Annotated in this window: 25 protein-coding genes and 6 pseudogenes; 16 read left to right on the top strand and 15 right to left on the bottom strand. The window is 43.8% G+C overall.

All coding sequences use genetic code 11. From position 1 onward, the window contains the following. Positions 1-37: 37 nt before the first annotated feature. Positions 38-733, bottom strand: a complete 696-nt coding sequence (locus JCM21738_RS05280) for a DUF2225 domain-containing protein (protein ID WP_023626619.1) — start codon at positions 731-733, stop codon at positions 38-40. A 162-nt stretch (positions 734-895) separates the two neighbouring features. On the opposite strand from JCM21738_RS05280, the gene JCM21738_RS05275 reads away from it, so the two are divergent. After that, positions 896-1,258 (top strand): HesB/IscA family protein, encoded by a 363-nt coding sequence (locus JCM21738_RS05275; protein ID WP_023626620.1) that lies wholly within the window; start codon positions 896-898, stop codon positions 1,256-1,258. Positions 1,259-1,325: 67 nt separating this feature from the next. On the opposite strand, the gene JCM21738_RS05270 is transcribed toward JCM21738_RS05275, so the two are convergent. Further along, a complete protein-coding gene (locus tag JCM21738_RS05270) occupies positions 1,326-2,321 on the bottom strand; it encodes an NAD(P)/FAD-dependent oxidoreductase (protein ID WP_023626621.1) in 996 nt (331 codons plus the stop codon). 366 nt (positions 2,322-2,687) lie between these two features. Between JCM21738_RS05270 and JCM21738_RS05265 the strand changes: the two are divergent. From JCM21738_RS05265 to spsC, 5 genes and pseudogenes are all read left to right on the top strand, one after another. After that, positions 2,688-3,913: pseudogene (locus tag JCM21738_RS05265) on the top strand (NAD(P)/FAD-dependent oxidoreductase). Positions 3,914-4,050: 137 nt separating this feature from the next. Continuing rightward, a pseudogene (locus JCM21738_RS05260) lies at positions 4,051-4,532 on the top strand (NUDIX domain-containing protein). A 157-nt stretch (positions 4,533-4,689) separates the two neighbouring features. Next, entirely contained in the window at positions 4,690-4,815 is a 126-nt protein-coding gene (locus tag JCM21738_RS24200; RefSeq protein ID WP_023626624.1) for a YuiA family protein, read from the top strand. A 141-nt stretch (positions 4,816-4,956) separates the two neighbouring features. Then, complete coding sequence (locus JCM21738_RS05255) at positions 4,957-5,277, top strand: YuiB family protein (RefSeq protein WP_023626625.1); 321 nt, start codon at positions 4,957-4,959, stop codon at positions 5,275-5,277. A 377-nt stretch (positions 5,278-5,654) separates the two neighbouring features. After that, positions 5,655-6,329, top strand: a complete 675-nt coding sequence (gene spsC / locus JCM21738_RS05250) for a stationary phase survival protein SpsC (protein WP_052019566.1) — start codon at positions 5,655-5,657, stop codon at positions 6,327-6,329. Between the two features lie 44 nt (positions 6,330-6,373). Here spsC and JCM21738_RS05245 read toward each other — a convergent pair. Both JCM21738_RS05245 and JCM21738_RS05240 read right to left on the bottom strand, forming a co-directional pair. Further along, positions 6,374-7,140, bottom strand: a pseudogene (locus JCM21738_RS05245) (cobalamin-binding protein). A gap of 15 nt (positions 7,141-7,155) precedes the next feature. Then, positions 7,156-7,629 carry a divergent PAP2 family protein gene (locus JCM21738_RS05240; RefSeq protein WP_023626628.1) on the bottom strand — a complete coding sequence of 158 codons (474 nt, stop codon included), beginning with the start codon at positions 7,627-7,629 and terminating at the stop codon, positions 7,156-7,158. 124 nt (positions 7,630-7,753) lie between these two features. Here JCM21738_RS05240 and JCM21738_RS05235 point away from each other — a divergent pair, with 124 nt between their 5' ends. The 5 genes and pseudogenes from JCM21738_RS05235 (at position 7,754) to ymaG (ending at position 12,296) form a co-directional block, all read left to right on the top strand. Further along, a complete protein-coding gene (locus JCM21738_RS05235; protein WP_023626629.1) occupies positions 7,754-8,131 on the top strand; it encodes a DUF309 domain-containing protein in 378 nt (125 codons plus the stop codon). A gap of 104 nt (positions 8,132-8,235) precedes the next feature. Then, a pseudogene (locus JCM21738_RS05230) lies at positions 8,236-9,742 on the top strand (leucyl aminopeptidase). Between the two features lie 256 nt (positions 9,743-9,998). Next, positions 9,999-11,312, top strand: a complete 1,314-nt coding sequence (locus JCM21738_RS05225) for a Na+/H+ antiporter family protein (RefSeq protein ID WP_023626631.1) — start codon at positions 9,999-10,001, stop codon at positions 11,310-11,312. Positions 11,313-11,409: 97 nt separating this feature from the next. Next, the gene (locus JCM21738_RS05220) at positions 11,410-12,006 is read left to right on the top strand and encodes a sulfite oxidase-like oxidoreductase (protein WP_023626632.1); all 597 of its coding nucleotides are present in this window, start codon (positions 11,410-11,412) and stop codon (positions 12,004-12,006) included. 95 nt (positions 12,007-12,101) lie between these two features. Beyond that, positions 12,102-12,296, top strand: coding sequence for an inner spore coat protein YmaG (gene ymaG / locus JCM21738_RS05215; RefSeq protein ID WP_023626633.1), 195 nt, complete (start codon positions 12,102-12,104; stop codon positions 12,294-12,296). A gap of 104 nt (positions 12,297-12,400) precedes the next feature. On the opposite strand, the gene JCM21738_RS05210 is transcribed toward ymaG, so the two are convergent. After that, complete coding sequence (locus JCM21738_RS05210; RefSeq protein ID WP_023626634.1) at positions 12,401-12,760, bottom strand: YuzC family spore coat inner layer protein; 360 nt, start codon at positions 12,758-12,760, stop codon at positions 12,401-12,403. Between the two features lie 203 nt (positions 12,761-12,963). Between JCM21738_RS05210 and JCM21738_RS05205 the strand changes: the two genes are divergently transcribed. Next, the gene (locus JCM21738_RS05205) at positions 12,964-13,596 is read left to right on the top strand and encodes a DedA family protein (protein ID WP_023626635.1); all 633 of its coding nucleotides are present in this window, start codon (positions 12,964-12,966) and stop codon (positions 13,594-13,596) included. A 56-nt stretch (positions 13,597-13,652) separates the two neighbouring features. On the opposite strand, the gene JCM21738_RS05200 is transcribed toward JCM21738_RS05205, so the two are convergent. After that, the gene (locus tag JCM21738_RS05200; RefSeq protein ID WP_023626636.1) at positions 13,653-13,835 is read right to left on the bottom strand and encodes a hypothetical protein; all 183 of its coding nucleotides are present in this window, start codon (positions 13,833-13,835) and stop codon (positions 13,653-13,655) included. Positions 13,836-13,938: 103 nt separating this feature from the next. Here JCM21738_RS05200 and JCM21738_RS05195 point away from each other — a divergent pair, with 103 nt between their 5' ends. Continuing rightward, positions 13,939-14,325, top strand: coding sequence for a PaaI family thioesterase (locus JCM21738_RS05195; protein WP_023626637.1), 387 nt, complete (start codon positions 13,939-13,941; stop codon positions 14,323-14,325). 232 nt (positions 14,326-14,557) lie between these two features. On the opposite strand, the gene JCM21738_RS24195 is transcribed toward JCM21738_RS05195, so the two are convergent. The 8 genes and pseudogenes from JCM21738_RS24195 to JCM21738_RS05155 form a co-directional block, all read right to left on the bottom strand. Further along, positions 14,558-14,704, bottom strand: a complete 147-nt coding sequence (locus JCM21738_RS24195; protein ID WP_156315501.1) for a hypothetical protein — start codon at positions 14,702-14,704, stop codon at positions 14,558-14,560. Between the two features lie 113 nt (positions 14,705-14,817). Further along, a complete protein-coding gene (mnhG, locus tag JCM21738_RS05185; RefSeq protein WP_023626639.1) occupies positions 14,818-15,192 on the bottom strand; it encodes a monovalent cation/H(+) antiporter subunit G in 375 nt (124 codons plus the stop codon). After that, positions 15,170-15,460, bottom strand: coding sequence for a Na(+)/H(+) antiporter subunit F1 (locus tag JCM21738_RS05180; RefSeq protein ID WP_023626640.1), 291 nt, complete (start codon positions 15,458-15,460; stop codon positions 15,170-15,172). Before JCM21738_RS05180 ends, mnhG begins: the two co-directional genes overlap by 23 nt. Then, positions 15,460-15,936, bottom strand: a complete 477-nt coding sequence (locus JCM21738_RS05175; RefSeq protein WP_023626641.1) for a Na+/H+ antiporter subunit E — start codon at positions 15,934-15,936, stop codon at positions 15,460-15,462. Before JCM21738_RS05175 ends, JCM21738_RS05180 begins: the two co-directional genes overlap by 1 nt. Positions 15,937-15,942: 6 nt before the next feature. Continuing rightward, a pseudogene (locus JCM21738_RS05170) lies at positions 15,943-17,423 on the bottom strand (Na+/H+ antiporter subunit D). Further along, positions 17,416-17,757: a Na(+)/H(+) antiporter subunit C gene (locus JCM21738_RS05165; protein ID WP_023626643.1), complete on the bottom strand. Its 342-nt coding sequence runs from the start codon at positions 17,755-17,757 to the stop codon at positions 17,416-17,418. The pseudogene JCM21738_RS05170 and the gene JCM21738_RS05165 overlap by 8 nt, the downstream one beginning before the upstream one ends. Beyond that, positions 17,757-18,179 carry a Na(+)/H(+) antiporter subunit B gene (locus tag JCM21738_RS05160; protein ID WP_023626644.1) on the bottom strand — a complete coding sequence of 141 codons (423 nt, stop codon included), beginning with the start codon at positions 18,177-18,179 and terminating at the stop codon, positions 17,757-17,759. The genes JCM21738_RS05165 and JCM21738_RS05160 overlap by 1 nt, the downstream gene beginning before the upstream one ends. Then, positions 18,166-20,582 (bottom strand): annotated as a pseudogene (locus JCM21738_RS05155) (Na+/H+ antiporter subunit A). Before JCM21738_RS05155 ends, JCM21738_RS05160 begins: the two are co-directional and overlap by 14 nt. Positions 20,583-20,799: 217 nt before the next feature. On the opposite strand from JCM21738_RS05155, the gene JCM21738_RS05150 reads away from it, so the two are divergent. From JCM21738_RS05150 to JCM21738_RS27655, 3 genes are all read left to right on the top strand, one after another. Continuing rightward, entirely contained in the window at positions 20,800-21,003 is a 204-nt protein-coding gene (locus tag JCM21738_RS05150) for a hypothetical protein (RefSeq protein ID WP_023626646.1), read from the top strand. 148 nt (positions 21,004-21,151) lie between these two features. Further along, on the top strand, positions 21,152-21,442 hold the full coding sequence (locus JCM21738_RS27660; RefSeq protein WP_439645986.1) for a DUF5366 family protein: 291 nt from the start codon (positions 21,152-21,154) through the stop codon (positions 21,440-21,442). 26 nt (positions 21,443-21,468) lie between these two features. Continuing rightward, positions 21,469-21,708, top strand: a complete 240-nt coding sequence (locus tag JCM21738_RS27655) for a DUF5366 family protein (RefSeq protein WP_439645985.1) — start codon at positions 21,469-21,471, stop codon at positions 21,706-21,708. Positions 21,709-22,000: 292 nt separating this feature from the next. On the opposite strand, the gene JCM21738_RS25360 is transcribed toward JCM21738_RS27655, so the two are convergent. Then, complete coding sequence (locus JCM21738_RS25360; protein WP_243462895.1) at positions 22,001-22,738, bottom strand: penicillin-binding transpeptidase domain-containing protein; 738 nt, start codon at positions 22,736-22,738, stop codon at positions 22,001-22,003. Between the last annotated feature and the right edge of the window lie 82 nt (positions 22,739-22,820).

Here is a 22,820-nt window from a genome sequence, read left to right as displayed (position 1 = left end):
CATTGGCCAGCCTTTTTTCATGTGAGCAGGGTAGAGCTTAGCTGCCCGAAACGACTTTAGCTTCTCGCATTTCCTGCCAGCGGTCTTTTGCCAGCTGGATGATTTGCGGTTCGACAGACTGCCTCTGCTTTTCGATTACTTTTGAATAAAAGCGAACTGCGTCCTGAGTTTGGCCAATCCTTCTTGAGAGATCGCCAATCAGGTACATCAGCCGCAGCTCTGATACTTGAGTTCCTTTATAGTCTCCGGTGCGGTACGAATCAGTATATTCCTTCAGGGCGAGTTTTAAAAAACGCATTTCCTGTTCGTGGACATCTGTTGAACGATACAGCCAGGCAAGTCTTATGTACAAGCCGGCTGAAACGATATGCTTTTCTTTTTTTAGAGTCGAACTATAAGCTGCGAGTTTGAAAGTGTTCATAGCTTCCTGGATTGTTCGCTTATCTCCATAGTTATGTTGAGCCCATTGATTGCATATTTTGTCCTGGATGAGCTGTTTACCGTTCGGAGGAAAATAGGTGTTGAAATCATCGGTAAAAGAGTAGCCGCAATTCGGGCAGACATTGACATAATATAGATTAGGGTTTTCAAAACCATCGGCATAAATGGGGGCGAAATCCGTATCAAAACGGATGACTTTCACAAAGCGGGAACGCACTTTTTTGGTGGTAAAAGATTGTTCGCACATCTCGCAGTGATATTTTTTATCATAGAGCGGTTCTATTTGAGTCATTATCGTCACCTGCCCGTTTCCCAATTGTAGTATGGTATATTATACCAATTTAAATGGGTGTTTGGTGGGAAAATAAGAATATAATTCTTTTTCAGATTGATTGGTTGAGGATTGGAAAAAGTGTGAGTATACTTATAAGAAAGGGATCAAGGAGGTTTTATCGTGGATAATATTGTGATTCTAACAAAAGAAGCTGCATTGCAGGTTAAAGATATGATGAAACAAAACGAGACGGAAGATGCTTACCTTCGCGTTTCTGTAAAAGGCGGCGGCTGCAGCGGCCTATCTTACGGCATGGGTTTTGCACATGAGGTGGAAGAAGGCGACACTCAGCTGGAGCAGCACGGCATCAAAATCCTAGTTGATAAGGACAGCGCTCCAGTGCTTAATGGCACAACAATCAGCTATAAGCAGTCTTTAATGGGCGGCGGCTTCACAATCGACAACCCGAACGCAATCGCATCATGCGGCTGCGGTTCAAGTTTCAAAACGGCAACTCGTGAAGGAACACCTGAAGAATGTTAAGCTAAAACAAAAAGCAAGGTCCGCGGACCTTGCTTTTTCGCATTAAAGAGAAGCGCTTCTGCTTTTCTTATTTGAACATCGATGAACTGTGAAGCGGCTGTGTCTTCGCTTTTGGATCCATGTAGGATTTTGCGTTGTTGACAGCAGTTGGAGCTTCACCGAATCCTGTCGCAATCAGCTTGACTTTACCTTCGTATGTGCAGATATCGCCAGCAGCATAGACGCCAGGAATATTCGTTTCCATTTTTGAGTTGACGACGATTGAGTTCTTTTCGATTTCAAGGCCCCATTCCTTGATTGGTCCAAGAGATGAAACGAAACCGAAGTTGCAGATAACCGCGTCTACGTCAATGGTTACAGTGTCTTCACCATTCGCGTCCTTAAGAACAATTTGGCTGATGGCATTGCCATCACCAATCAGTTCTGTCGGCACATAAGGAGTCTTGATATCAACCTTCGAGTTTTGCAGGTTTTCAACACTGTGCTCATGTGCACGGAACTTATCGCGGCGGTGGACGATGGTTACTTGTTCAGCGATTGGCTCAAGCATCAATGCCCAGTCAACAGCTGAATCGCCTCCGCCTAATACCGCAACCTTTTGGCCAGCGAACTGGTTCAGGTCGTCGATGAAATAGTGCAGGTTTTTGCCTTCATATTGGGCAGCGCTTTCAAGTTCAAGCCTGCGTGGCTGGAATGCTCCGTTTCCTGCTGTGATGATAACTGTTTTTGTATAGTGAACTTCTTTATCTGTAGTCAGCTTAATTGTTCCATCTTCCAGTTTTTCAAGTTTTTCAACAGATTGCTCAAGAGCAGTAGCAGGCTCGAATTTCGCCATTTGCTCTTTCAGGTTGTTGATCAGCTCATGTGCGCGGACTTTTGGAAAGCCGGCAACATCGTATATGTACTTTTCAGGATAAAGTGCTGATAATTGCCCGCCTAACTGTGGCAAACTTTCAATAATCTTAACCGATGCTTGTCTCATTCCGCCGTAGAAAGCTGTGAACAGACCAGCAGGCCCCCCGCCGATAATCGTGATGTCATAAACTTTTTGATCTTCTTTCACTCCATATCCCCCTCACTATGTAGTAAAATTGCTCCAATTTTTATAATAACATAAATCGTAAAAATAAACTCCTAATCATAATATAACATTCCTTGTGGAATAATATATTTAATAGCAAAATCCCATTATCATACTGAAAAATAGTGAAATCAGCCTATTTTCTGAATATTTCTAAGTTAACTTAATCGCTTGAAAATGCGGCGCAAAAAGAATAAGATGGATGTTAGGCAACAATGTTAAGATTTTGTGACATTTTTAGGACATTTTTTTGAACATTTTAGTGAATAATATCACAAACTTATCCGGAAAAAGATGGCGGCAGATAGAGAGAGCCATTAGCCCAAAAAATATTTTGAAAAGGTGGAAGTGATCACTTTGAGAAAGCCAAAAATCGTAATCTTAGGAGCAGGATACGGGGGATTAATGACAGCTACCCGTTTACAAAAAGCTGTTGGAGTAAACGAGGCTGACATTGTCCTCATTAACAAAAATGATTACCACTATGAAACTACATGGCTGCATGAAGCATCAGCAGGAACTTTGCACCATGACAAAGTCCGCTATGATGTACGTGATGTTATCGATCGCCATAAGGTTGAATCGTCCAGGGAGCTGTAGAAGAAATCAAGCTGGAGGAGAAGCGTGTAATCCTCGAGAACGGTGACGTTGTCTATGATTACCTTGTCATTGCCCTTGGTGCTGAACCTGAAACTTTTGGAATTCAAGGTCTGAAAGAGTATGCTTTCTCTATCGTCAATGTCAATTCAGCTAGACAAATCCGCGAGCATATCGAATATCAATTCGCAACTTACAATACTGAAGCGGAAAAGAAAGATGAGCGCCTGACAATCGTTGTTGGCGGTGCGGGCTTCACAGGAATCGAGTTCCTTGGTGAACTGACAAATCGCGTTCCTGAACTTTGCCGTGAATATGATGTGGATTACCATAAAGTAAAAATCGTTTGTGTCGAAGCGGCACCAATGGTTCTCCCAGGTTTTGATCCTGAACTTGTTAAATATGCGGTTGCGCAGCTTGAGAAAAAAGGTGTTGAATTCCGCATCGGCACAGCAATCAAAGAAGCGACTCCAGAAGGCATCATCGTTGCTAAAGGCGAAGAAGAAGTCGAAGAAATCAAAGCTGGTACAGTTATTTGGGCAGCAGGTGTCCGCGGAAACTCTGTTATCGAGAAATCAGGAATCGAAGCAATGCGAGGCCGCGTAAAAGTGCAGCCAGACCTTCGCCTGCCAGGTTCTGAGGATGTATTCATTGTCGGCGACTGCTCATTGATCATCAATGAAGAAATCAATCGTCCATATCCTCCGACTGCACAAATCGCCATGCAGCAGGGTGAAGTATGCGCAAGGAATATTGCGGCACTTGTCCACGGCAAAGCCGAGCTGGAAACATTCACTCCTGATATCAAAGGAACAGTATGTTCACTTGGTGAAGATGATGCAATCGGAGTTGCATTCGGCAAGAAAATGGTCGGCACGAAAGCTTCCTTCATGAAAAAAATGATCGACAACCGTGCGCTATACATGATCGGCGGTCCTTCATTGGTTCTTAAAAAAGGTAAATTCAACGTTCTGTAATAGATAATTTGAACAGACTCCTTAGGGGGTCTGTTTTTTCTTTCTAGTTGAGTACATCAAGGCGGTCGGATATCACGACGAAACCCAATCGATAGGGTACAATATTAGTACAAACTAGCTATTGGATGGGGAAAAGAATGGGGAAACGTGAAAATGTCTGGCTTGGTGTCGCCGGAGTTGTTATTTCGGATGATGGGCGCTGGCTAGTCGTCAAAAAGCGCTATGGAGGCTTGAAAGGAAGCTGGTCGCTGCCAGCAGGCTTCGTAGATGAAGGGGAAACAGCCGATCAGGCAGTCCTCCGGGAAGTGAAAGAAGAAACAGGTGTGGAATGCACGGTTAACGGCTCATTGGATTACGTACTGGGGTGATTAGGGAATCCATCAGCGATAATATGCTCGTTTTTTTGTTGGCTCCATTATCAGATCAAAGGGTGGCGGTCGAGGAAAGTGAGTTATACGATGCAAAATTCATGACATCTGACGAACTAAAAACAGATCCTGATACCTCGCTGCTGCTTCACTACTTTTTAAGTAAACCCATTGGTCAGGTTGTGCCCGGAGAAGAGGGATTGGATCCAGGAAAACAGTTTCATTACAGTGTATATAAATTATTTTTATAATTTTCTGAAATTTTGAGGAAGTGACAGATAATTAAAGAAAATATATGATGTATCCGTTTTCAATATGGTTTTTTGGTCAAATTTGAACCTTTTCAAAAATATAGAATGTCTGATATATTATCAGAAAATTCAATAATATAAAAGGAGAGGTTCAGAAATGAAAATGCATACACATGATTCAAAGGAATGTCCATACTGCTCTGGTAACGGCTATATCCAACTGTTGCTTGGCGGTTCAGAAACGTGCACATGCTGCAGCGGCTCGGGCAAATCAAAAAAATAAGGCAATGCATCTTTGACCTTCGCAGAATGCGGGGTTTTTTCTTTTGTCTAAACTTGCTCCTGTGTGAAAGTCACACCATTTCATTGACTCGAAAACGGACAAACAGTAACTAGAAATGATGTTTAATGGGGGGATTTACACATGATGACGGTTGTCACACTGATCATTTCGATGTTGTTGTTTTTTGTCCTGTTCTTCGGAATTGGATTTTTATTGAATATGCTGCTGAGGATGTCCTGGATCATGGCGGTTGTTTATCCATTAATTGCGATTTTTATTATTGATAAATATCCGTTTATCGACTATTTCAGGAATAGTGGTGAAGCTTTCAGTGATCTTGGACAGAGGCTTTCACAATTGGCAATGGCAGACATTCTGATTCTAAGCAGCGGCCTGGCGGGTGCAATTTTAGCGGGTATAGTCATCAGGCTTTTACGAAAAAAAGGATATCAAATGTTCTGATACAAAAAACCTTCAATATTTGGAGGTTTTTTGCTGGATAAGAAGTATAAATTTATCCACTTAGATTAGTGTCTAGCTCCAGCGCCTAGCCCCTCGAGACGCTTCGGTCCGCCCAATGAAGTCAAAGAGCGACTTCATTGGTCGGCCCTCCAGCGCTTGTCGGGGCTGACCAAGGCGCTTGCGCTTTTCTAATGCATAAAATCAGATGTTTGTTGGATACTATAAGTAATGTTTTTACTTTTAATGGAAGTGTAAATAGGTAGTTTGGCACTTTTTTGCTCCTTTTGGAATATTTCTTGTTTCGTTGGGAAATTAATAGATTTGGGAGGAGTGAAAAATTATATGAATATTTTAAAAATGTGGCCAGACGCTCAGCGATGGCAGTTTTATTTTTTGCTGCTATAACTTCTACATTCCATTCGATTTCGGGAGTGGAAGCTTCTACTGTATCTACATACGTATTTGATAGCGCGGGAACTCAACAAGAGGATAACGCAAGTACTGATCATAAAAAGAAATCCATAGGACTAGCCTTTAAATTTTTGAAAAAAGTATCTGACTTCACGACTAAAATTTCTTCAAGTGAAAAGGTTGCCGGGAAACAGCCAACACTTGAGGAATCACTGAACTGGTCACAATACCCGACGAAGAAAATCGTAGCGACAGGGTATACAGCTGGTGTAGAATCGACAGGGAAAAATCCAGGGCATCCGGGGTATGGAATCACTTATTCTGGTGTTAAAGTTAAACGTGACTTATATTCGACTGTCGCGGCTGATTTAAACGTATTCCCGATTGGGACTATCCTGTTCATCCCGGGATATGGATTCGGAGTGGTTGCCGATAAAGGCGGAGCAATCAAAGGGAATAAGGTCGACCTTTACTATGATACGGTCAAGGAAGTATACGAACAGTGGGGTAAAAAGACATTGGAAGTTTATGTCATTGAAATGGGCAATGGCAAGCTGTCAGAAGCCGATTTAAAAGCCCTTAATGAGAACGAATCAATGCAGGTTTTCCGCCAGCAGTATATAAGCGGTAAAAAATCATAAAATTTTAGGCACTTTCCTTGAGTGGAAAGTGCCTTTTTAAATCTTTATTTATGGATTAGATGATGCAGTTTTTCCAGGCCATCGAGAAGCCGTGGTGACGGACGGCAGTACAGCTCTTCTTCGAGGATCAGGATCCGGTCTTTTTTGACAGCATCAAGTTCCTCCCAGCCAGGCCTGTTTTTGATCAATTCCTTCTTCACCTTTTGCTTCCTGACACCGACCCAGGCGACGCAAATATAATCCGGATTACGTGACTTTATATCATCCCAGTCCGTCTGCACGCTTGCGAGCTCAACGTCTTTAAAAACATTTTCACCACCAGCAGCCTCGGAGACTTCTGTCAGCCAGTTAATGCTGCCAGGAGTAAAAACAGGCTTTGGCCACCATTCCCAGTAAAGCTTTGGGCTCCAATAGGCATTGGCACCTTTTTGTTTGATGTTCTCAAGTCTGCTTCTGAACTGGGCAGCTGCTACCTGGCCGCGGTCCGGCATCTTCAAGCATTGGCCGTTATCATTAAATCATTCTCAATATCCGCCAAAGATTGCGGATTCAATACAATATGCGGGATATTGCGTGCTGCCAAACCTTCAATATTCTTTTCCATCCCCGGAACGCTTAAAGAGGCAAGGACGAGGTCTGGCTTCAATTCCTCGACGAGGTCAAGGTCGATAGATAAATCTGGACCGAGCCGGGGCAGTGATTTTACCGTTTCTGGCCAGTCTGAAAAATCATCGACTCCAACAAGGAGATCAGTCAGTCCAAGGAATTCCATAATTTCAGTATTGCTGGGACATAAGGAAATGACTCTCATTTGATTCACCCGCTTTTAAAGTAAATAGTGGAGCAGCAATGTCAAGATTACACCTGTCAATCCTCCAAAGAACACTTCGATCGGTTTGTGGCCGAGCAATTCCTTCAGTTCTTTTTGCTTCTCTTTTTCAGGCTTATCCTGCCAGCCTTTTGCCTCCTGAGCGAATCGGCCGAAATCAGCTACAAGCTGGTTCAACACGATGGCCTGCTCTCCTGCCTGTCTGCGGACACCTGATGCATCAAACATTGTGATAATCGCAAAAACAGCGGCGACCGCGAAAACGGCTGAATTCAAACCAGTTTCGAGCGCCACACCGGTAGCCAATGCTGTTACCGCAGCGGAGTGGGAACTTGGCATTCCACCTGTGCTTGTCAAAAGCGACCAATCGATTTTCCTCGTCGCAATATATTGAATTGGGACCTTTACGAACTGCGCGAAAAATATCGCAGAAAGCGAGGCCCATAATGGGAAATTCGTTAATAATTCCATGGCTGTTCCCCCTAATTATAAAAAAGTGCCTTCTTAAGTAATACCCAAGTTTAATTATAACATTACAGCTAATTTTGAACGTTTGATAAAATAGTTCTAATACTTCATGAATGAGGTGAGGGAATTGACGGACTACCCGGATGAGTATTACGAGTTCTTTATTAAATTCAACGAAGGGGACTATTATACCTGCCATGACTTGCTTGAAGATATATGGATGAGCGATAAGAGCAATCAGTTTTTAAAAGGCCTGCTGCAAATGAGTGTTGCCATTTACCACTACAGCTATGGGAATGTGAAGGGAGCCCGGCTGATGATGCAGGCGGCACATGACTATTTGCAAACATACCGCCCAGTCCATTGGGGACTTGATTTGGAGAAGATTTATCCATTCATCGAAGAGTGCCTGAGTATATTCCCATCTGAAATCGACCGGCTGCCATACGAAGAAGTTGCAGGACTGCCAGAGCTTCCGGTTTTATATTTGTATCTTGAAGATTGAAAGTGGACTAAAGCAGGAGAATGTACCTATCAGCAAGATTAGGAAGTCGAAATATTTTGTCGGTTTCGATATAATGAAGTTATCAATTTGTAGGGGTGAAGGATTTGTTTAAAGTGAATGATCAATTTAATTTTTCAAACAGCCATGAGTGCCTGGTGATTGGCTTGTTCTACAAACCGTCTGGCCTTGAAGGTGCCGTTGGTGAAGCCGACCAGCTTTTTAACGGTCAGTTGACGGAACTCGTTAAAAGCGGGGATATTTCAACTAAGAAAAAAGCAGTTTCCAAGATACATACTTTCGGTAAAATTGGAGCAAGAAAGGTATATTTTGTCGGCCTTGGACATGAAAAAGAATACAGTTTCGAAACATTAAGGGACGCATTCGGGCGCTTGTTCAAGACGGCGAAGAATGAGAAATGGACTGAAGCAGCTGTACTTTTAGATACTTTTACAAGCGAGAAGGTTGAGCTTAATGATGCGGCGCATGCATTAGGAGAAGCCTTACCGATGGCTACATATGAGTTTGAAGGTTACAAGCAAAAATCAAACGAGCCTGAAAAGCGAATTGAAAGCCTGACAGTATACAGCGCAGACGAAGAAGGCGAAGTAGAAGCAGCAGTTGAGGTTGGCTACGTTTTTGGCAAGGGAACGAATTCGGCACGTACACTAGTTAATACGCCGGGCAACCTTTTGACAGCTACAGACATGGCTGAATATGCGATAAAGCTGGCAGAGAAATATGATTTTGAAGCAGAAATTTTAGAAAAAGAAGAAATGGAAAAGCTCGGCATGGGTGCGTTGCTTGCGGTCAATCAGGGCTCTTCACAACCGCCTAAAATGATCGTCCTGAAATTTCAAGGGAAGGAAGAGTGGAAGGATGTAATTGGCCTTGTCGGCAAGGGGGTCACGTTTGACACTGGCGGTTACTCAATCAAAACGAAGGCTGGCATCGTCGGGATGAAGTCCGATATGGGCGGTGCAGCAGCGGTGCTTGGCGCGATGGAAATCATTGGTGAGCTGAAGCCGGAGCAAAACGTCGTAGCGGTAATTCCATCAACAGACAATATGATCTCAGGTACAGCCTTCAAGCCAGATGACGTTATCACGTCAATGAGCAGCAAAACAATTGAAGTTTTGAACACAGATGCAGAAGGACGCCTCGTGCTTGCTGATGCAATGACTTACGCGAAGCATCATGCGCCAACTACCTAGTGGATATTGCAACCCTGACAGGCGGTGTCATTACAGCTCTAGGTCTTCATACATCCGGAGCTTTGACGAACAACGAAGAATTTTTCGAACAGGTGCTGGAGGCTTCATATGAATCTGGAGAGCCAATCTGGCGCCTGCCATTGTTCGAGCGCGACATTGAACGTGTCCGCGGCAGCAAAATCGCTGACCTGAATAATTCCCCAGGCGCAGAAGGCCATGCAATCATGGGCGGAGCGTTTATCGGCGAATTTGCAGAAGGCACTCCATGGGTGCACCTCGACATCGCCGGAACAGCAACTACAAGCAAAGAACACGACCTGGCCCATCAGGCGCCACCGGCGTCATGGCCCGCACACTGGCATTGCTGGTTGAAAGGTTTGAAACAGGAGATAAAGAATAAATCGAGTTTAGTTACCCCAAAGCCTTAGCGGCTTTGGGGTTTTTAATTTTCACTTATAGCAGGTGACACAACTTTATTTATTCGCTCCCTCAAACATATTTGATTTACTTAATCCAAAAACTATCAGCAAACCTATTGACACAAAAAGCAAATCTATGATAATTTAATATTTGTCATTTTAATTCTCTACCAATTTACCAAACTAAAGCATTTTGCAATAAACTAAAATATAAGAACACCGAGAGGAGAACACATAATGAATGCAGTTGTTATTGCTGTCCTGGCAATGCTGATCCTTAGCTTGCTTCGTGTCAATGTTGTGTTGGCATTGATTGCTGGAGCACTGATTGGCGGACTGACAGGCGGCCTTAGTATAGAGAAGACCATTGAAGTTTTTACAGGGGGACTAGGAGGCAGTGCCGAAGTTGCGCTAAGTTACGCGCTGCTTGGAGGGTTCGCTGTTGCTATTTCCAAGACTGGTTTGCCCAATCTGATGGTTGACTGGATAGTCGGAATGATTGGCAAAAATGGAGAGTCGAAAGCTAAGACGTATTCTAAAGCGATTATTGTCATCCTGATCTTAATGATGGCGATCTTCTCACAAAACTTGATTCCAATCCACATCGCGTTTATTCCGATTTTGATTCCGCCATTGTTGATTGTCTTCAACGAGCTGAAAATAGATCGTCGCTTAATTGCTTCTGTATTGACATTCGGCCTTACGGCGCCTTATATATTGCTTCCTGTTGGATTCGGCGGGATTTTCCACGACATCCTGGCTACGAACATGGCTGACAGCGGAATGGAAATCAATATGGGTGATATCCCGACAGCGATGCTTCTGCCTGTAGCAGGACTTGTTGTTGGATTGTTGATCGCGATTTTCGTATCTTACCGAAAGTCTAGAACCTACGAGGATTATCAAGTGGTTCAGGTCGAGAAAAGCGAGTACTCCAAAGTGGGAATCATGTTTTCCGTTGTTGCCATTGTTGCAGCGCTTGCTGCCCAGCTTTATTTCGGTTCAATGATTATCGGTGCGCTGGCAGGGATTCTGGTCGTGTACGTGAGCGGAGCGATCAAGTGGCGTGAAGCTGATAATCTATTAACTGAAGGCATGAAGATGATGGCGTTCATCGGCTTCGTCATGCTTGCTGCATTCGGTTTCGCTGATGTTCTGAAAGAAACTGGAGACGTTGAAACGCTTGTAGCGCAGGCAGCTGATGCAATTGGCAATAATAAAGCACTTGGCGCGCTGGCAATGCTTGTTGTTGGACTCCTGGTCACAATGGGAATCGGTTCTTCTTTCTCGACGATTCCAATCATTGCCACGATATTTGTACCGCTCAGCCTTCAACTTGGGTTCAGCCCGATGGCGACGATTGCGATTGTTGGAACGGCTGCTGCACTTGGTGACGCAGGATCACCTGCATCTGACAGTACACTTGGACCGACAGCTGGTTTGAATGCTGATACTCAGCACAATCACATCTGGGACACCGTTGTTCCTACATTCGTTCACTATAATATTCCGTTAATCATTTTCGGCTGGATCGCCGCGATGGTTTTATAAGTTCGGAAAAACTATAGCCGTCTTGCTCTTTGGGCAGGGCGGCTTTGTTTATTTTAAAATTGAAATTCGGTAGGATAATAAAAAGGGGTGATCAATCATGTATTTCGGGAAAGCGCGTAAAAAGGGCCCATTGGACAGAGTCCCGCCGAACCAAAATGTTACGACCTCTTTTCCTGTCCTGCATTATGGCAATGTGCCATATTATAAGACCCTAGATGACTGGGATTTGAAGATTTTCGGTCTTGTAGAAAAAGAAGTGATTTTACGATATAAAGATCTAATGGCTTTGCCGCAAACGACCTCCGGCAATGACATCCACTGTGTGACGGGATGGTCGAAGCTCGACAATGTCTGGGAGGGGATATCCACTCAGGAACTAGCCCGGCTCACCTATCCAAAGGAATCAGCCAAATATGTCATTCTACATGCCGAGGAAAATTGGACGACTAATCTGCCGATTGAGGATTTCCTTAAGGAGACAAGTCTGCTAGCCCATTCCCATAACGGGGAGGAGCTTACCCCTGAACACGGCTATCCATTGAGAGCTGTCATTCCACATCTATACTTCTGGAAGAGCGCGAAATGGGTCAGAGGGATTGAATTCTCCTCTGAAAACCGGCCTGGTTTCTGGGAAGAAAATGGGTATCATATGTATGGGAACCCATGGAAGGAACAGCGGATGACCTGGGACTAGGCTTTTTTTTCTAGTCTAATGGACAAACGCCCATTCAACACCCTCCCTCTTTGCATATGAAGTAATGAAGGCAGATATATGAGGGAGGTAGCTTGATGTATAGAAGAAGACCATACTATGGTGGCAGACGTCCATTTGGTTTTGGCTTTGGAGGTCCGTTTGTTGGAGGAGTACTGGGAGGCCTTTTAGGCAGCGCATTATTATATCCACGTCCATATGGCTACGGTTACGGCGGTTTCCCGCCTTACGGCTATGGATACGGATATGGTGGATATCCGTTTTATTATTAAATGTAAAAAGTATTACATTGCCGCTGTTTTCAAACAGCGGCTTTTTTTTATAAAATAATAAAGTTTAAAACTAAGTTCAAAAATTTTCCAGACCTAGTGGTTCTCTATACCCACCTAAGCTGTGTGATGATATGGCAGCATTCTTTGTCTCCTGCATAATCCACGAAGTTCATTGTGATTCCATCCGGGTTATACGTGATTTTTGGTTTCTTCTTAATCCCGGTTGATTGGATCATTCTTTCTACTTCCTTTTGGTCGGATTGCTGGGCGGCTGCCATCAATTCATTGGAAAAAGAAGTGGAAGAAGTTATTTTAGTCATCACAAGGTTAGCGTCTTTCATTAATGTGATTGCTTTATCAGCTGAGGTTCTGAACAGTGTTGCATTTACTTCCGGATATGGACGAGCTAGATTAGTCCCAACATTATCAGCCAGCCTATTATTATGAAAAAATAAACAATGCATAAGTAGTACCCCTTCCTAATGGGTAAGTATTAGACCTTTTTCAATGTATGAACATAAATCCATAAGTATGAGAGTGGGAAAAGCTAAAAACAGTTCAAAAAGGAAAAAAAGAGGGTAAATAAGGAAGAAAGGAGAATTGTTATACATATTAACTTCTATTGTGAAATAGAATCGGACCAAGGCGGGATAAAGGGGGGAGACCCATGGATCTGGAGCTGGTTATCAATATTATTGAAGATAATGGCTATTTGGGTTTATTTTTATGGTTATGGTTCGGGGTTTTCGTCATTCCTGTTCCCAATGAGGTAATCCTGATGACAGTAGGCCTTGCTTCAGCTAAAGGGTCATTGAACCCTTTCCCTGCATTTTTGGTTACATACTTGGGGATTTCCGCTGCTTTTACCTCCAGCTATCTATTGGGGAGAGTGATAGGGACAAGGCTGCTTCGGTTATTGGGGAAAAAGAAACGGTTCGCGAATTCAATTGAATCTGCAATGAAGCTGATGGAGAAGTACCATGCATTTTCATTGTCGTTGAGCTGTTTTGCTCCAGGAGTCCGATATTTGGTGCCATTGCTGTACGGCTTCAGTAGACTACCGTTTAAAACCTTTGCACTATTTGCCTATAGTGGTGCATTCGTTTGGGTATCAATCATTTTTCTGCTAGGCTATCTATTTGGAGATAAAATGGAGATAGTCATGAAGTACAATAAAGAATTTTGGCTGGTAGCCCCTGCTATAGCGATGATCAGTATCATATTCGTGTACCGCCGGAGAAAAATAAGGGCTGCGATTGGGACAGAAGAAGTGATTCTTCAGGAAAGGCAGCAAAAATAGCCGCCTTCCTATAGAAACACTTTTTTGTAGAGGAATGTTATGATAAGCTTTCTGGACTAAAATTCATTCCGGTGTTCGACCAAATCAATTGCCCCAAGGACAATATGCGCCAATCCGAAACCGAATATGGTGTTGGCCACCATTTTATCAATTTTGCGATTTTGTTTCATAGCGTACCCAGCTGCTGTAACAGCTGTTCCTAACACCGCAGGAATCATACCTTCACGAACTCGGTTCATATGGATCACCTCATTTGAATGATGCGTCCTTTTTCGGAGGACAATATTAGTTTTTCCTTGATTTCACCATAATTTGTTTGCTAAATATTAGGAGGTAATAACATTGGAACTTAATAACACACTGCTTGGCTCACTGGGAATAGAAATAACAGAACTGGAAAAAGGAAAGGTTGTGGCTACAATGCCTGTCGATGACCGTACAAGGCAGCCATTTGGCCTGCTGCATGGTGGTGCCTCTGTAGCCCTGGCAGAAACGGTCGCCAGCGTAGGAGCATTCGAACTAGTCGATAAGGAAAACGAAGTGGTGGTCGGCCTTGAAATCAACGCGAACCATATAAGGGCAAAAAAGGACGGACAGGTTACCGCTGTCGGCACTGTTCTCCACCAGGGAAAAACAACTATGGTTTGGGATATAAAAATTACCGATGAAGAAGAAAAGCTTGTGTGCATTTCAAGATGTACGATAGCTGTCATAAAACGCAAAAAATGAACCAGCCAATTTTGGCTGGTTTTGCTTTTGGACAGGCTTGGAAAGGAATTGTGCCTAAGTCGGCGATGTCCGGTTGTAATTGTGACAGGTTTGGAGGGGGAGGAGAAAAGCTGTCAAAAAAAGGTGGTGATTGTAACAGGTTGGGAGATGAAGGAGCAAAGCTGTCAGAAGTCAGCTCAAGTTTAGACAGCTTTCACGGGAAATCAAGGAAAGGTGTCAAAAGTCATTCCTGTTACAATGCATCCATATCTTCTTCAAGTTCAACCACCCGTCTCAGCTTTGCATTATGGTATGAACCAGGTGTCATCTTAAGAAGTTTATTACGGAGTGAGCAAAGTACAGGGAAGTCCATCCTTGCAGCCAAACCGTAAATTTTCATTTCATCTTTGACTAACTTCTTGCGCTCCTGCCTGTGTGTTTCATACTTGAAGAATGCCTTTCATGGACAAAAAAAGCCATCAGGTGGATATACCTGATGGCTGTTCATAAACTTTATTTCAGATGTCCTTCAGCTTTCATCTTTTTCCGTGCTTTTGCAAGGTCGTCCTGGACAGTACGGTCCGACAGCTTAGCCCCGCTGTTATAGGCGGCCCTTGCAATCAGATGTCCAGCAACAGGAGAGGTGAGGAAGATGAACAGAACTCCCAGCAATAAACGGGAATTGAAATGATGTTCAATCAACCAGAAGTAAAGAAAGGTACCGAGCAATACGAGCATGACTCCCATAGTGGCACTTTTCGATGCTGCATGGTTCCTTGTATAAACATCTGGAAGCCTGATCAGCCCGAAAGCAGTCACAAGATTTAGGAAGGCACCGAGCAGGATGAACAAGCCTGCAAAAAACTTAACGATTTCTATTTCTGTCATATTCCATGATTACTCCCTTCTCAAGGAATTTAGAAAAGGCAACTGTTCCGATGAATGCTAGGATACCGATCAATAAGATGATATCAAGAAAAGCACTGGTTTCCAGAACAATTGATACTAGAGCAATCACAGAAACAAGGCTGATGCCGATGGCGTCAAGGGCAACTACCCGATCTGCTACGGTAGGCCCCTTAATCACTCGATAAATTAGGCCGATCATCGCAAGTGATATGAAGGTAACTGAAATCCACAAAATCGCTTCAAACATTATCGGCTCACCTCCATAATCGCTTTTTCAAAGGTATTTTTGATACTTTGGATCGCTTCTTCCGCATTATTCATATCCATGGCATGGATATATAAAACTTTGTTGTCAGATGAAACATCAACGACAAGTGTACCAGGCGTCAAAGTGACCAGGATTGAAAGCATCGTAATCTCCCAGTCTTCCGTCAATTCTGTCGGAAATGCGAAAATGCCAGGCTTGATATTAAGTTTTGGCCTAAGTACAGCCTTTATAACTGCTATATTCGAAAGAATCAGTTCCAAAGTAAAAATATAAATCAAGTTCAACACGGCCACTACCCTCAGTAAATAGAAGCGGGAAGTGAAGAACCGCCTGAAAATATAAATGATGAGCAGGCCGAAGAAATACCCGACAAAAAAGGAGGCCGGGGAGTAGGATGTCTTAAGGAACATCCAGACAAAGGCCAGTATAAAATTCAGCAAGATTTGAAAAGCCATGGCTCATCACTCCTTCAAAACAGCATTGATGTAGATTTCCGGATTGGCAAGCGTTTCGGCGGCTGTTGAAATAACCGGATAAATAGCCTCAGTTCCGAAGCCGTATAACACAGCGAACACAGTCAGAATTGCAGGTGCAACGAGCAGCCATTTTACAGGAGCTCTTTCTTCATTCTTATAGGGTATTGGTGTTCCCCAGAAGCCTCTGATAAAAATCCTCATGACTGAAAACAGAACTAGCAAGCTCGACATCAGTACCACGAAAGCACCAACATAGTTCTCAGTTTCAAATCCAGAGCGCACAATCATCAGTTTGCCTGCGAAACCGCTAAGCGGCGGAATGCCGGCAAGTGCGGCTGTAGCAATGAAGAATGTCCACCCAAGTGCAGGGTATCTGTTGATCAGACCGCTGATTTTCTCAAGGTCGCTTGTTCCGGTAATCACGACGATAATCCCAATCAACAGGAATAATGCGGCTTTGATGTTCATGTCGTGCATCAGGTAAAAGACAGATCCAGTGAGAGATTCAGGTGTCAGGACAGATACCCCGAATAAGATGACACCGACTGCAACGATGATGTTATAGATAATGATTTTTTTGATATCGGTATAAGCCAGTGCCCCGATGACTCCGGCAATGATTGTCATGACAGCGAGGATTTGCAGCAATTGATGCGTATAGCCGACATCATGGTAAAAGAACAATGTGTATGTCCTGGTGATCGAGTACACGCCAACCTTGGTCAAAAGTGCACCGAACAGGGCCATTACTGGAGCTGGCGGTGCATAATACGAACCTGGCAGCCAGAAATAAAGCGGGAAAATCGCGCCTTTCAGTCCGAATACAATCAAGAACAATACGGCAATCACCGTGATGATCCCTGCATTCCCAACTTCGCTTAGTCTCACCGAGATATGTGCCATATTCAGCGTCCCTACCACAGAATACAAATAGGCGACAGCGATAACGAACAAGGCGGATGAAATAACGTTCACGAGTATGTATTTAATCGATTCGCGGAGCTGTATTTTCGTCCCGCCCAATACTATCAATACATACGAAGACATCAGCATCACTTCGAAAAATACAAACAAGTTGAAAATATCGCCCGTCGTAAAGGCTCCATTAACTCCGACGATCAAGAAGTTGACGACTGGGTAATAGAAAAATCTTTCACGAGCTTCTCCTATTGATTTGAAGGAGTAAAACAATGCCGCAAAAGCATGATACTTGTCGTCAATACAAGCAGGGCAGAAAGCATATCCGATACGAGTGTGATGCCGTATGGTGCTTCCCAGTTACTGAGATCCATCGTCTGGATGCCATTCCGATAAACATGGTTTGCCAGCATGAAGGAAGCAATAATCGTGAGCAGTCCGCTTATTGCTGAAATCCATCGCTGTGCCATGATGTTCTTTGTGAAAAAAATAAGTACAACCCCTGTAATCAGAGGAATCAAGATGGGTAATATGATTAGATTATTCATGTCCTTCCTTTCCTCTCAAGCGATCCATATTATCGGTTCCAAGCTCCTGGTAGGCGCGGTAGGCCACAACCAGGAAGAATGCTGTAACACCAAAGCTGATGACAATCGCTGTCAGGATCAATGCCTGTGGCAGCGGATCGGCATAGGATGGGGCATTTTCACCCAGGAGCGGGGCTGCACCTCTTTTTAATCCTCCCATTGTCAGGAGGAGAAGGTGGGCACCGTGACTTAACAGCCCTGTCCCGATAATGATCCTGAGCAAGCTTTTTGAAAGCATGAGGTAAGTGGCTGTCATAAATAAAATGCCAATTAGAAAAGCCATTAAGATTTCCATTATTCGCTCTCTCCAATCGTTTGAATAATGGTCATTGTCACACCAATGACGACAAGGAAGACCCCTGTATCAAACAAAACCGCTGTATGCAAAGATGTCTTGCCAAGGAGCGGCAAATAAGCGTAAGTATATGCATGTGTCAGGAACGGCATATTGAAAAATAACGCACCAGCACCTGTTCCGATCGCAATGAGCAGACCGACAGCGACAACTTTAATATAATCAAACGGCAAAATCATTTTGACTGTCTTGATATCGAATGCCAGCAAAAGCAATACAATCGCTCCAGAGGTCATCAATCCGCCGATGAATCCACCGCCCGGATAGTAGTGGCCTGCGAAAAACAGATGGATCGAAAACAGGATGATGACGAACAGGACGAACTTTGTAACAGTCTGGAGTATGACATCATTTGTTTTCATCCAATTCTCTCCCCCTTGTCAGCCGAAGCTTGATCATCGCAAAAATACCAAGGGCAGCAATGCCAAGAACGGCAATTTCAAACATTGTATCGAAGCCGCGGAAATCAACGAGGATAACGTTGACCATATTTTCACCGCCAGCTTTTTTATAAGTATTTTCAACATAATACTCTGAAATTGAGCTAAACATCTTATTGCTGTGAGCAGATAAGGCGATCATCGTCACAATTGCCCCTACGCCAATAGAAATCAGCGCGTTTGTAGCCCTAAAGCGGATACGCTCCTCATCTCTCCTGATTTGCGGCAGGTGATAAAACGCCAGAAGGAACAGTGCTACAGATACAGTTTCAATGACCAGCTGTGTCAGTGCCAGGTCAGGCGCTCTGAATAGTACGAAGAACAGAGCTACCGTATAGCCAACAGCGCCAAGGAGGATGATAGAAGTCAGCCTTGATTTGGCAAACAAGATTGTAATCGCTGATACGGCCATGATCAACACGAGCACGACTTCAAAAAAGCGGATTGGTGCAACATCGCTCAAATCCAGTTTGAATGCGTTTTTGAAAATGAGTGTCGAAGCAAGAGCCAAAATAAAGAATGAAAAAATATAAACGAGATACGTCCGGATAAAACCCGTCATATAAGACTTCGTAATATTTTTAGACGCTATCTCAATAAGTTCCAGTCCGCGGTCATAGAAACGGTTGAATGACATGCGTGAAGGAAGCTTGCTATAAATCCCTGCCCATTTAGGCATGAACTTGTAGAGCAGCAACCCGAATGTAATAACGCCGATTGTCATGAACAGTTCAGCTGTTGGCCCGTGCCAATGAGAGATATGGACATCGAATCCTTCACCGTTTTCAAGCAGCGATGGAAGAATGGCCCCCATTGCAGGCGAGATGATGTTATGTGACAGTACATTTGGAAAGATACCGAAAATGATGACAAGCGACGCAAGAATAACCGGTGAAATCAGCATACCGATCGGTGCCTCATGTGGTTTCTTTTCCAATTTCTCAGGCTGGTACTTGCCTGAGAAGGTCTTGAATACATACATCATACTATAAAGGAATGTGAAAACACTTGCTGACCAGGCAATGATAGGGAACAGTATGCCCCATGTGTCCATATTGAAAATATCCATTTCCGCAACGCGCAGCATGCCGGTGAAGAACATCTCCTTGCTCAGGAATCCATTGAATGGCGGAATTCCAGCCATTGAAAATGTTCCGATGATAGCAAGTGTAAATGTGATTGGCATGAAATTCATCAAACCGCCAAGCTTGCGAATATCCCTTGTCCCCGTTTCGTGGTCAATAATCCCTGTCACCATGAACAAACTTCCCTTGAATGTCGCATGGTTGATCAGGTGGAAGACCGCGGCAGTGACCGCAACAATATAATAGCCGTCTTCTATCGTGCCATAATGAAGTGCTGCTGCACCTGCTCCAAGAAGTGACATGATCATTCCCAGCTGGCTGACAGTTGAAAAAGCGAGGATCGCTTTTAAATCGGTTTGTTTTACAGCTGAGAAAGAACCCCAGAATAGCGTGAGTACCCAACTCCGGCAACGAGCCAAACCCATGTGCCTGAATGTGCGAACACTGGCGTCATACGGGCAACAAGATAGATACCCGCTTTTACCATCGTTGCAGAGTGCAGGTACGCACTGACAGGCGTAGGTGCTTCCATCGCGTCAGGCAGCCAGATGTGGAATGGAAACTGAGCTGACTTTGTAAAAGCCCCGAGCAAGAACAAAATCAGTGTCGCCGTAAATAATGGATGGTTTACAACTTCGTTGGACATTTGGATTGTTTCAGTAATGCTGAAGGTCCCTGTAATGATATAGAGCATCAGGATTCCGCCGAGCATGGATAATCCCCCGAAAACAGTGATAAGCATTGACTTTTGGGCCCCATAGCGGGAACGCTCACGATGGTTCCAATATCCAATCAGCAAGAATGACGAAAAGCTGGTCAACTCCCAGAAGGTATAAAGAACAATCAGGTTGTCGGATAAAACGACTCCGAGCATCGCACCCATGAACAAAAGCAGATAGACATAGAAAGTATTCAGCCTTTCCTTGTCCGGATTTAAATAATAAATCGAATACAGCACAACCAATGCGCCGATTCCGGTGATCAGCAGGGCGAATAAAAGCCCAAGTCCGTCAACTTTTAGCGTGAAATCAATCCCAAGAGAAGAGATCCAAGGAACAGTTTCCATAACAGTCCCGCCATGGCTTGTCGTGCTGATGAATTGCAAGAAATAGGCAAACAGCACGGCTGGCAGCGGCAAAAGAAACCAGCCTGTATGGATGTTCTTGAAATACTTATGTAAAAATGGAATTAATATCGCGAGTAAAAGCGGTGATAAAACTGCAAGGTGAAGTAAAGACAAGTGATAATACCTCCTTATTTAATTCCAAATACATGGCTTAACATTATATTTTTTGCCAATTTAATCAAGTTCATGCCCCCAACTCACTGATGTAAAAATTATATCGTAAAAAAGTTGCAGATGCATGTCATCGACCTTGATTATTAAGGCTTTTGTCAAACCTTGAATAAAAATGTCGTTCTTTCTGCATACTAATAGTGAATAGGGGGGATAAGCCATGGCCCGAAAGCTGATTGTATGCATTGGGATATTCCTTAGTTTATTTTCGGGGTTCATGTTTCTTGATAACAGGGATGACAAAGGGTTGTCAAAGCAAGGACCTGGGGTGCTGAAAGTCCAGCAGACAGAGTTGGACGAGGTTGAAACTGCCAAATATGTACCATTCGGTTCAAGAGAATACGTCCGGATTGTGCCACAATAACGCCAAACTGTTCATACGGACGAGGTGCTAAAAAGGTTTCAAAAAAATTAAAGTTCCTGAAAAGGGGCTTTTTTTCTTTTTGTTGCCGGTCTGTAGGATTTCTTTCATAATACTTAGTAGGAAATGAAAGAATTGAGTGAAGTGTCCTATGAGGAACCCATATTTAACAAGCTACTTCCCGCTGCTGTCCATCATTATGTTTAGTTTATCATTATCTGTGCGCACGGAAATCGAGTTGGTCTCCATCCTGAAAAATGCAGGGATATATGATGGAATGCTTGAATTCTTTTCTGACACGGGGATTAAATTATCACTGCTGGCTTTACTGATGGTGGTGTATTTCATGGTGTTTGCGGCCATGAAGCTTATTGCCGATACGATAAACGAGGTCAGCCTCTTGTTTTTCTCGAAGGATCATGAAGGGAGAGCCTGTATCTGATTCGCCATGGCGCAACGATTTATTTTGTGGGCAGCGTATTATCCTTGCTCAGTTTCTGCACCTTTATCGGAATAATGGCTATTTTCGCTGTTGCAACAATGGTATATTTCATTTATTTTGTCTATAAAATAAGCCCCAAGCTCACAATGGCTGGATTGATCGGAATCGTGTTCTTCCAGGTCATTCTCTGGAGTACGCTTGTCCTTGGCATCATTTATCTTGCGGTAAAAGTGTATAACAGCCTTATTGCAAGCTTGCCTATTTAAGTGCCGATGTTAATTGGTGGAAACAGTTTTTATACACCCAGAGTAGCTTACCTGTAGTCGCTCTAGTCATAAGGGCGATGACGGACAAAAATGGGCGAGAAGCAAGAAAAAGTGTCCGTCATAAGGGTGATGACGGACAAAAATGGATGAGAAGAAAGAAAAAGTGTCCGTCATAAGGACAATGACGGACAAAAATGGGCGAGAAGCAAGAAAAAGTGTCCGTCATAACGGTGATGACGGACAGAAATGAGCGAGAAGCAGGGAAAAGTGTCCGTCATAAGGGTGATGACGGTCAAAAATAATAAACCCAATGGAACCGGGCGGAAACTCTGCCCGGTCTATTTTTTACGATGTCGCTCCAGATTAAAAGATGTGGCGACTGATGATTGATATTTTCCATGCTCTCTGGCTTGTCTTTGCCCACCCACACGCCTGCAGTCAGCGGCCCATTGAAGCCTATGAACCAGAAATCTCTGAAGTCATTGGTCGTTCCGGTCTTCCCTCCAGCACCCTGGCCGGCACCCGCCACTTTTCGTGCTGTTCCTGAAGTTACAGTCTTCTGCAGGAGTCTTCTAACTTTTTCGGCGGTGCTGGGATTCCAGACCTGGACAGGTTCGTCTTTCCATTTATAAAGTACTTCTCCGTTAAAACCTGTTACCTTCGAGATTGCCCTTGGCTTTAGGAAAAGCCCTTTATTGCTGAAGACGGTATAAGCTGATGTCATTTCAAGCGGGCTCATTCCAGTTGTGAACCCGCCGACTGCTGCCGCCAGCACATGGTCTTGCTCTGTAACTTTTCCAAATTTGAATGCTTTAAGGTCGCCGAATGCTTCGTCTGCGCCAACTTGCTGTAAAATTCTCACGGCAGGTGTGTTGTAGGAGTTAATGAACGCCCTTTCCAGTGTAACCATGCCATAATTGGAACCTCCGTAGTTTTTCGGACAATATCCTCTGATGCAAAGGGGACCTGCGTTAACTCGAGAATCCCGGTTTGCATCAAACCTTTCAAAGTATGGGGCATAAACAAGCAATGGCTTGATTGACGATCCCGGCTGGCGAAAAGCCTGGTAGCACGATTGAAGTCGCCGGTCTTATAACCCTTTCCACCTGAAA

It is taken from the genome of Mesobacillus boroniphilus JCM 21738, from assembly GCF_000517385.1.
In the GTDB taxonomy this organism is placed as follows: Bacteria; Bacillota; Bacilli; order Bacillales; family Cytobacillaceae; genus Mesobacillus; species Mesobacillus boroniphilus.
Note: the sequence above shows the minus strand (reverse complement) of the source record. Positions and strands in the feature narration are given on the sequence as shown.

Bases quoted from the DNA above. Each gene is read 5' to 3' on its own strand.
- JCM21738_RS05280 (WP_023626619.1), bottom strand. From the start codon at position 733: ATGACTCAAATAGAACCGCTCTATGATAAAAAATATCACTGCGAGATG.
- JCM21738_RS24200 (WP_023626624.1), top strand. From the start codon at position 4,690: ATGAAAATGCATACACATGATTCAAAGGAATGTCCATACTGCTCTGGT.
- JCM21738_RS05255 (WP_023626625.1), top strand. From the start codon at position 4,957: ATGATGACGGTTGTCACACTGATCATTTCGATGTTGTTGTTTTTTGTC.
- spsC (WP_052019566.1), top strand. From the start codon at position 5,655: ATGGCAGTTTTATTTTTTGCTGCTATAACTTCTACATTCCATTCGATT.
- JCM21738_RS05240 (WP_023626628.1), bottom strand. From the start codon at position 7,629: ATGGAATTATTAACGAATTTCCCATTATGGGCCTCGCTTTCTGCGATA.
- JCM21738_RS05225 (WP_023626631.1), top strand. From the start codon at position 9,999: ATGAATGCAGTTGTTATTGCTGTCCTGGCAATGCTGATCCTTAGCTTG.
- JCM21738_RS05220 (WP_023626632.1), top strand. From the start codon at position 11,410: ATGTATTTCGGGAAAGCGCGTAAAAAGGGCCCATTGGACAGAGTCCCG.
- ymaG (WP_023626633.1), top strand. From the start codon at position 12,102: ATGTATAGAAGAAGACCATACTATGGTGGCAGACGTCCATTTGGTTTT.
- JCM21738_RS05210 (WP_023626634.1), bottom strand. From the start codon at position 12,760: ATGCATTGTTTATTTTTTCATAATAATAGGCTGGCTGATAATGTTGGG.
- JCM21738_RS05205 (WP_023626635.1), top strand. From the start codon at position 12,964: ATGGATCTGGAGCTGGTTATCAATATTATTGAAGATAATGGCTATTTG.
- JCM21738_RS05200 (WP_023626636.1), bottom strand. From the start codon at position 13,835: ATGAACCGAGTTCGTGAAGGTATGATTCCTGCGGTGTTAGGAACAGCT.
- JCM21738_RS24195 (WP_156315501.1), bottom strand. From the start codon at position 14,704: ATGAAAATTTACGGTTTGGCTGCAAGGATGGACTTCCCTGTACTTTGC.
- mnhG (WP_023626639.1), bottom strand. From the start codon at position 15,192: ATGACAGAAATAGAAATCGTTAAGTTTTTTGCAGGCTTGTTCATCCTG.
- JCM21738_RS05180 (WP_023626640.1), bottom strand. From the start codon at position 15,460: ATGTTTGAAGCGATTTTGTGGATTTCAGTTACCTTCATATCACTTGCG.
- JCM21738_RS05175 (WP_023626641.1), bottom strand. From the start codon at position 15,936: ATGGCTTTTCAAATCTTGCTGAATTTTATACTGGCCTTTGTCTGGATG.
- JCM21738_RS05165 (WP_023626643.1), bottom strand. From the start codon at position 17,757: ATGGAAATCTTAATGGCTTTTCTAATTGGCATTTTATTTATGACAGCC.
- JCM21738_RS05160 (WP_023626644.1), bottom strand. From the start codon at position 18,179: ATGAAAACAAATGATGTCATACTCCAGACTGTTACAAAGTTCGTCCTG.
- JCM21738_RS05150 (WP_023626646.1), top strand. From the start codon at position 20,800: ATGGCCCGAAAGCTGATTGTATGCATTGGGATATTCCTTAGTTTATTT.
- JCM21738_RS27660 (WP_439645986.1), top strand. From the start codon at position 21,152: ATGAGGAACCCATATTTAACAAGCTACTTCCCGCTGCTGTCCATCATT.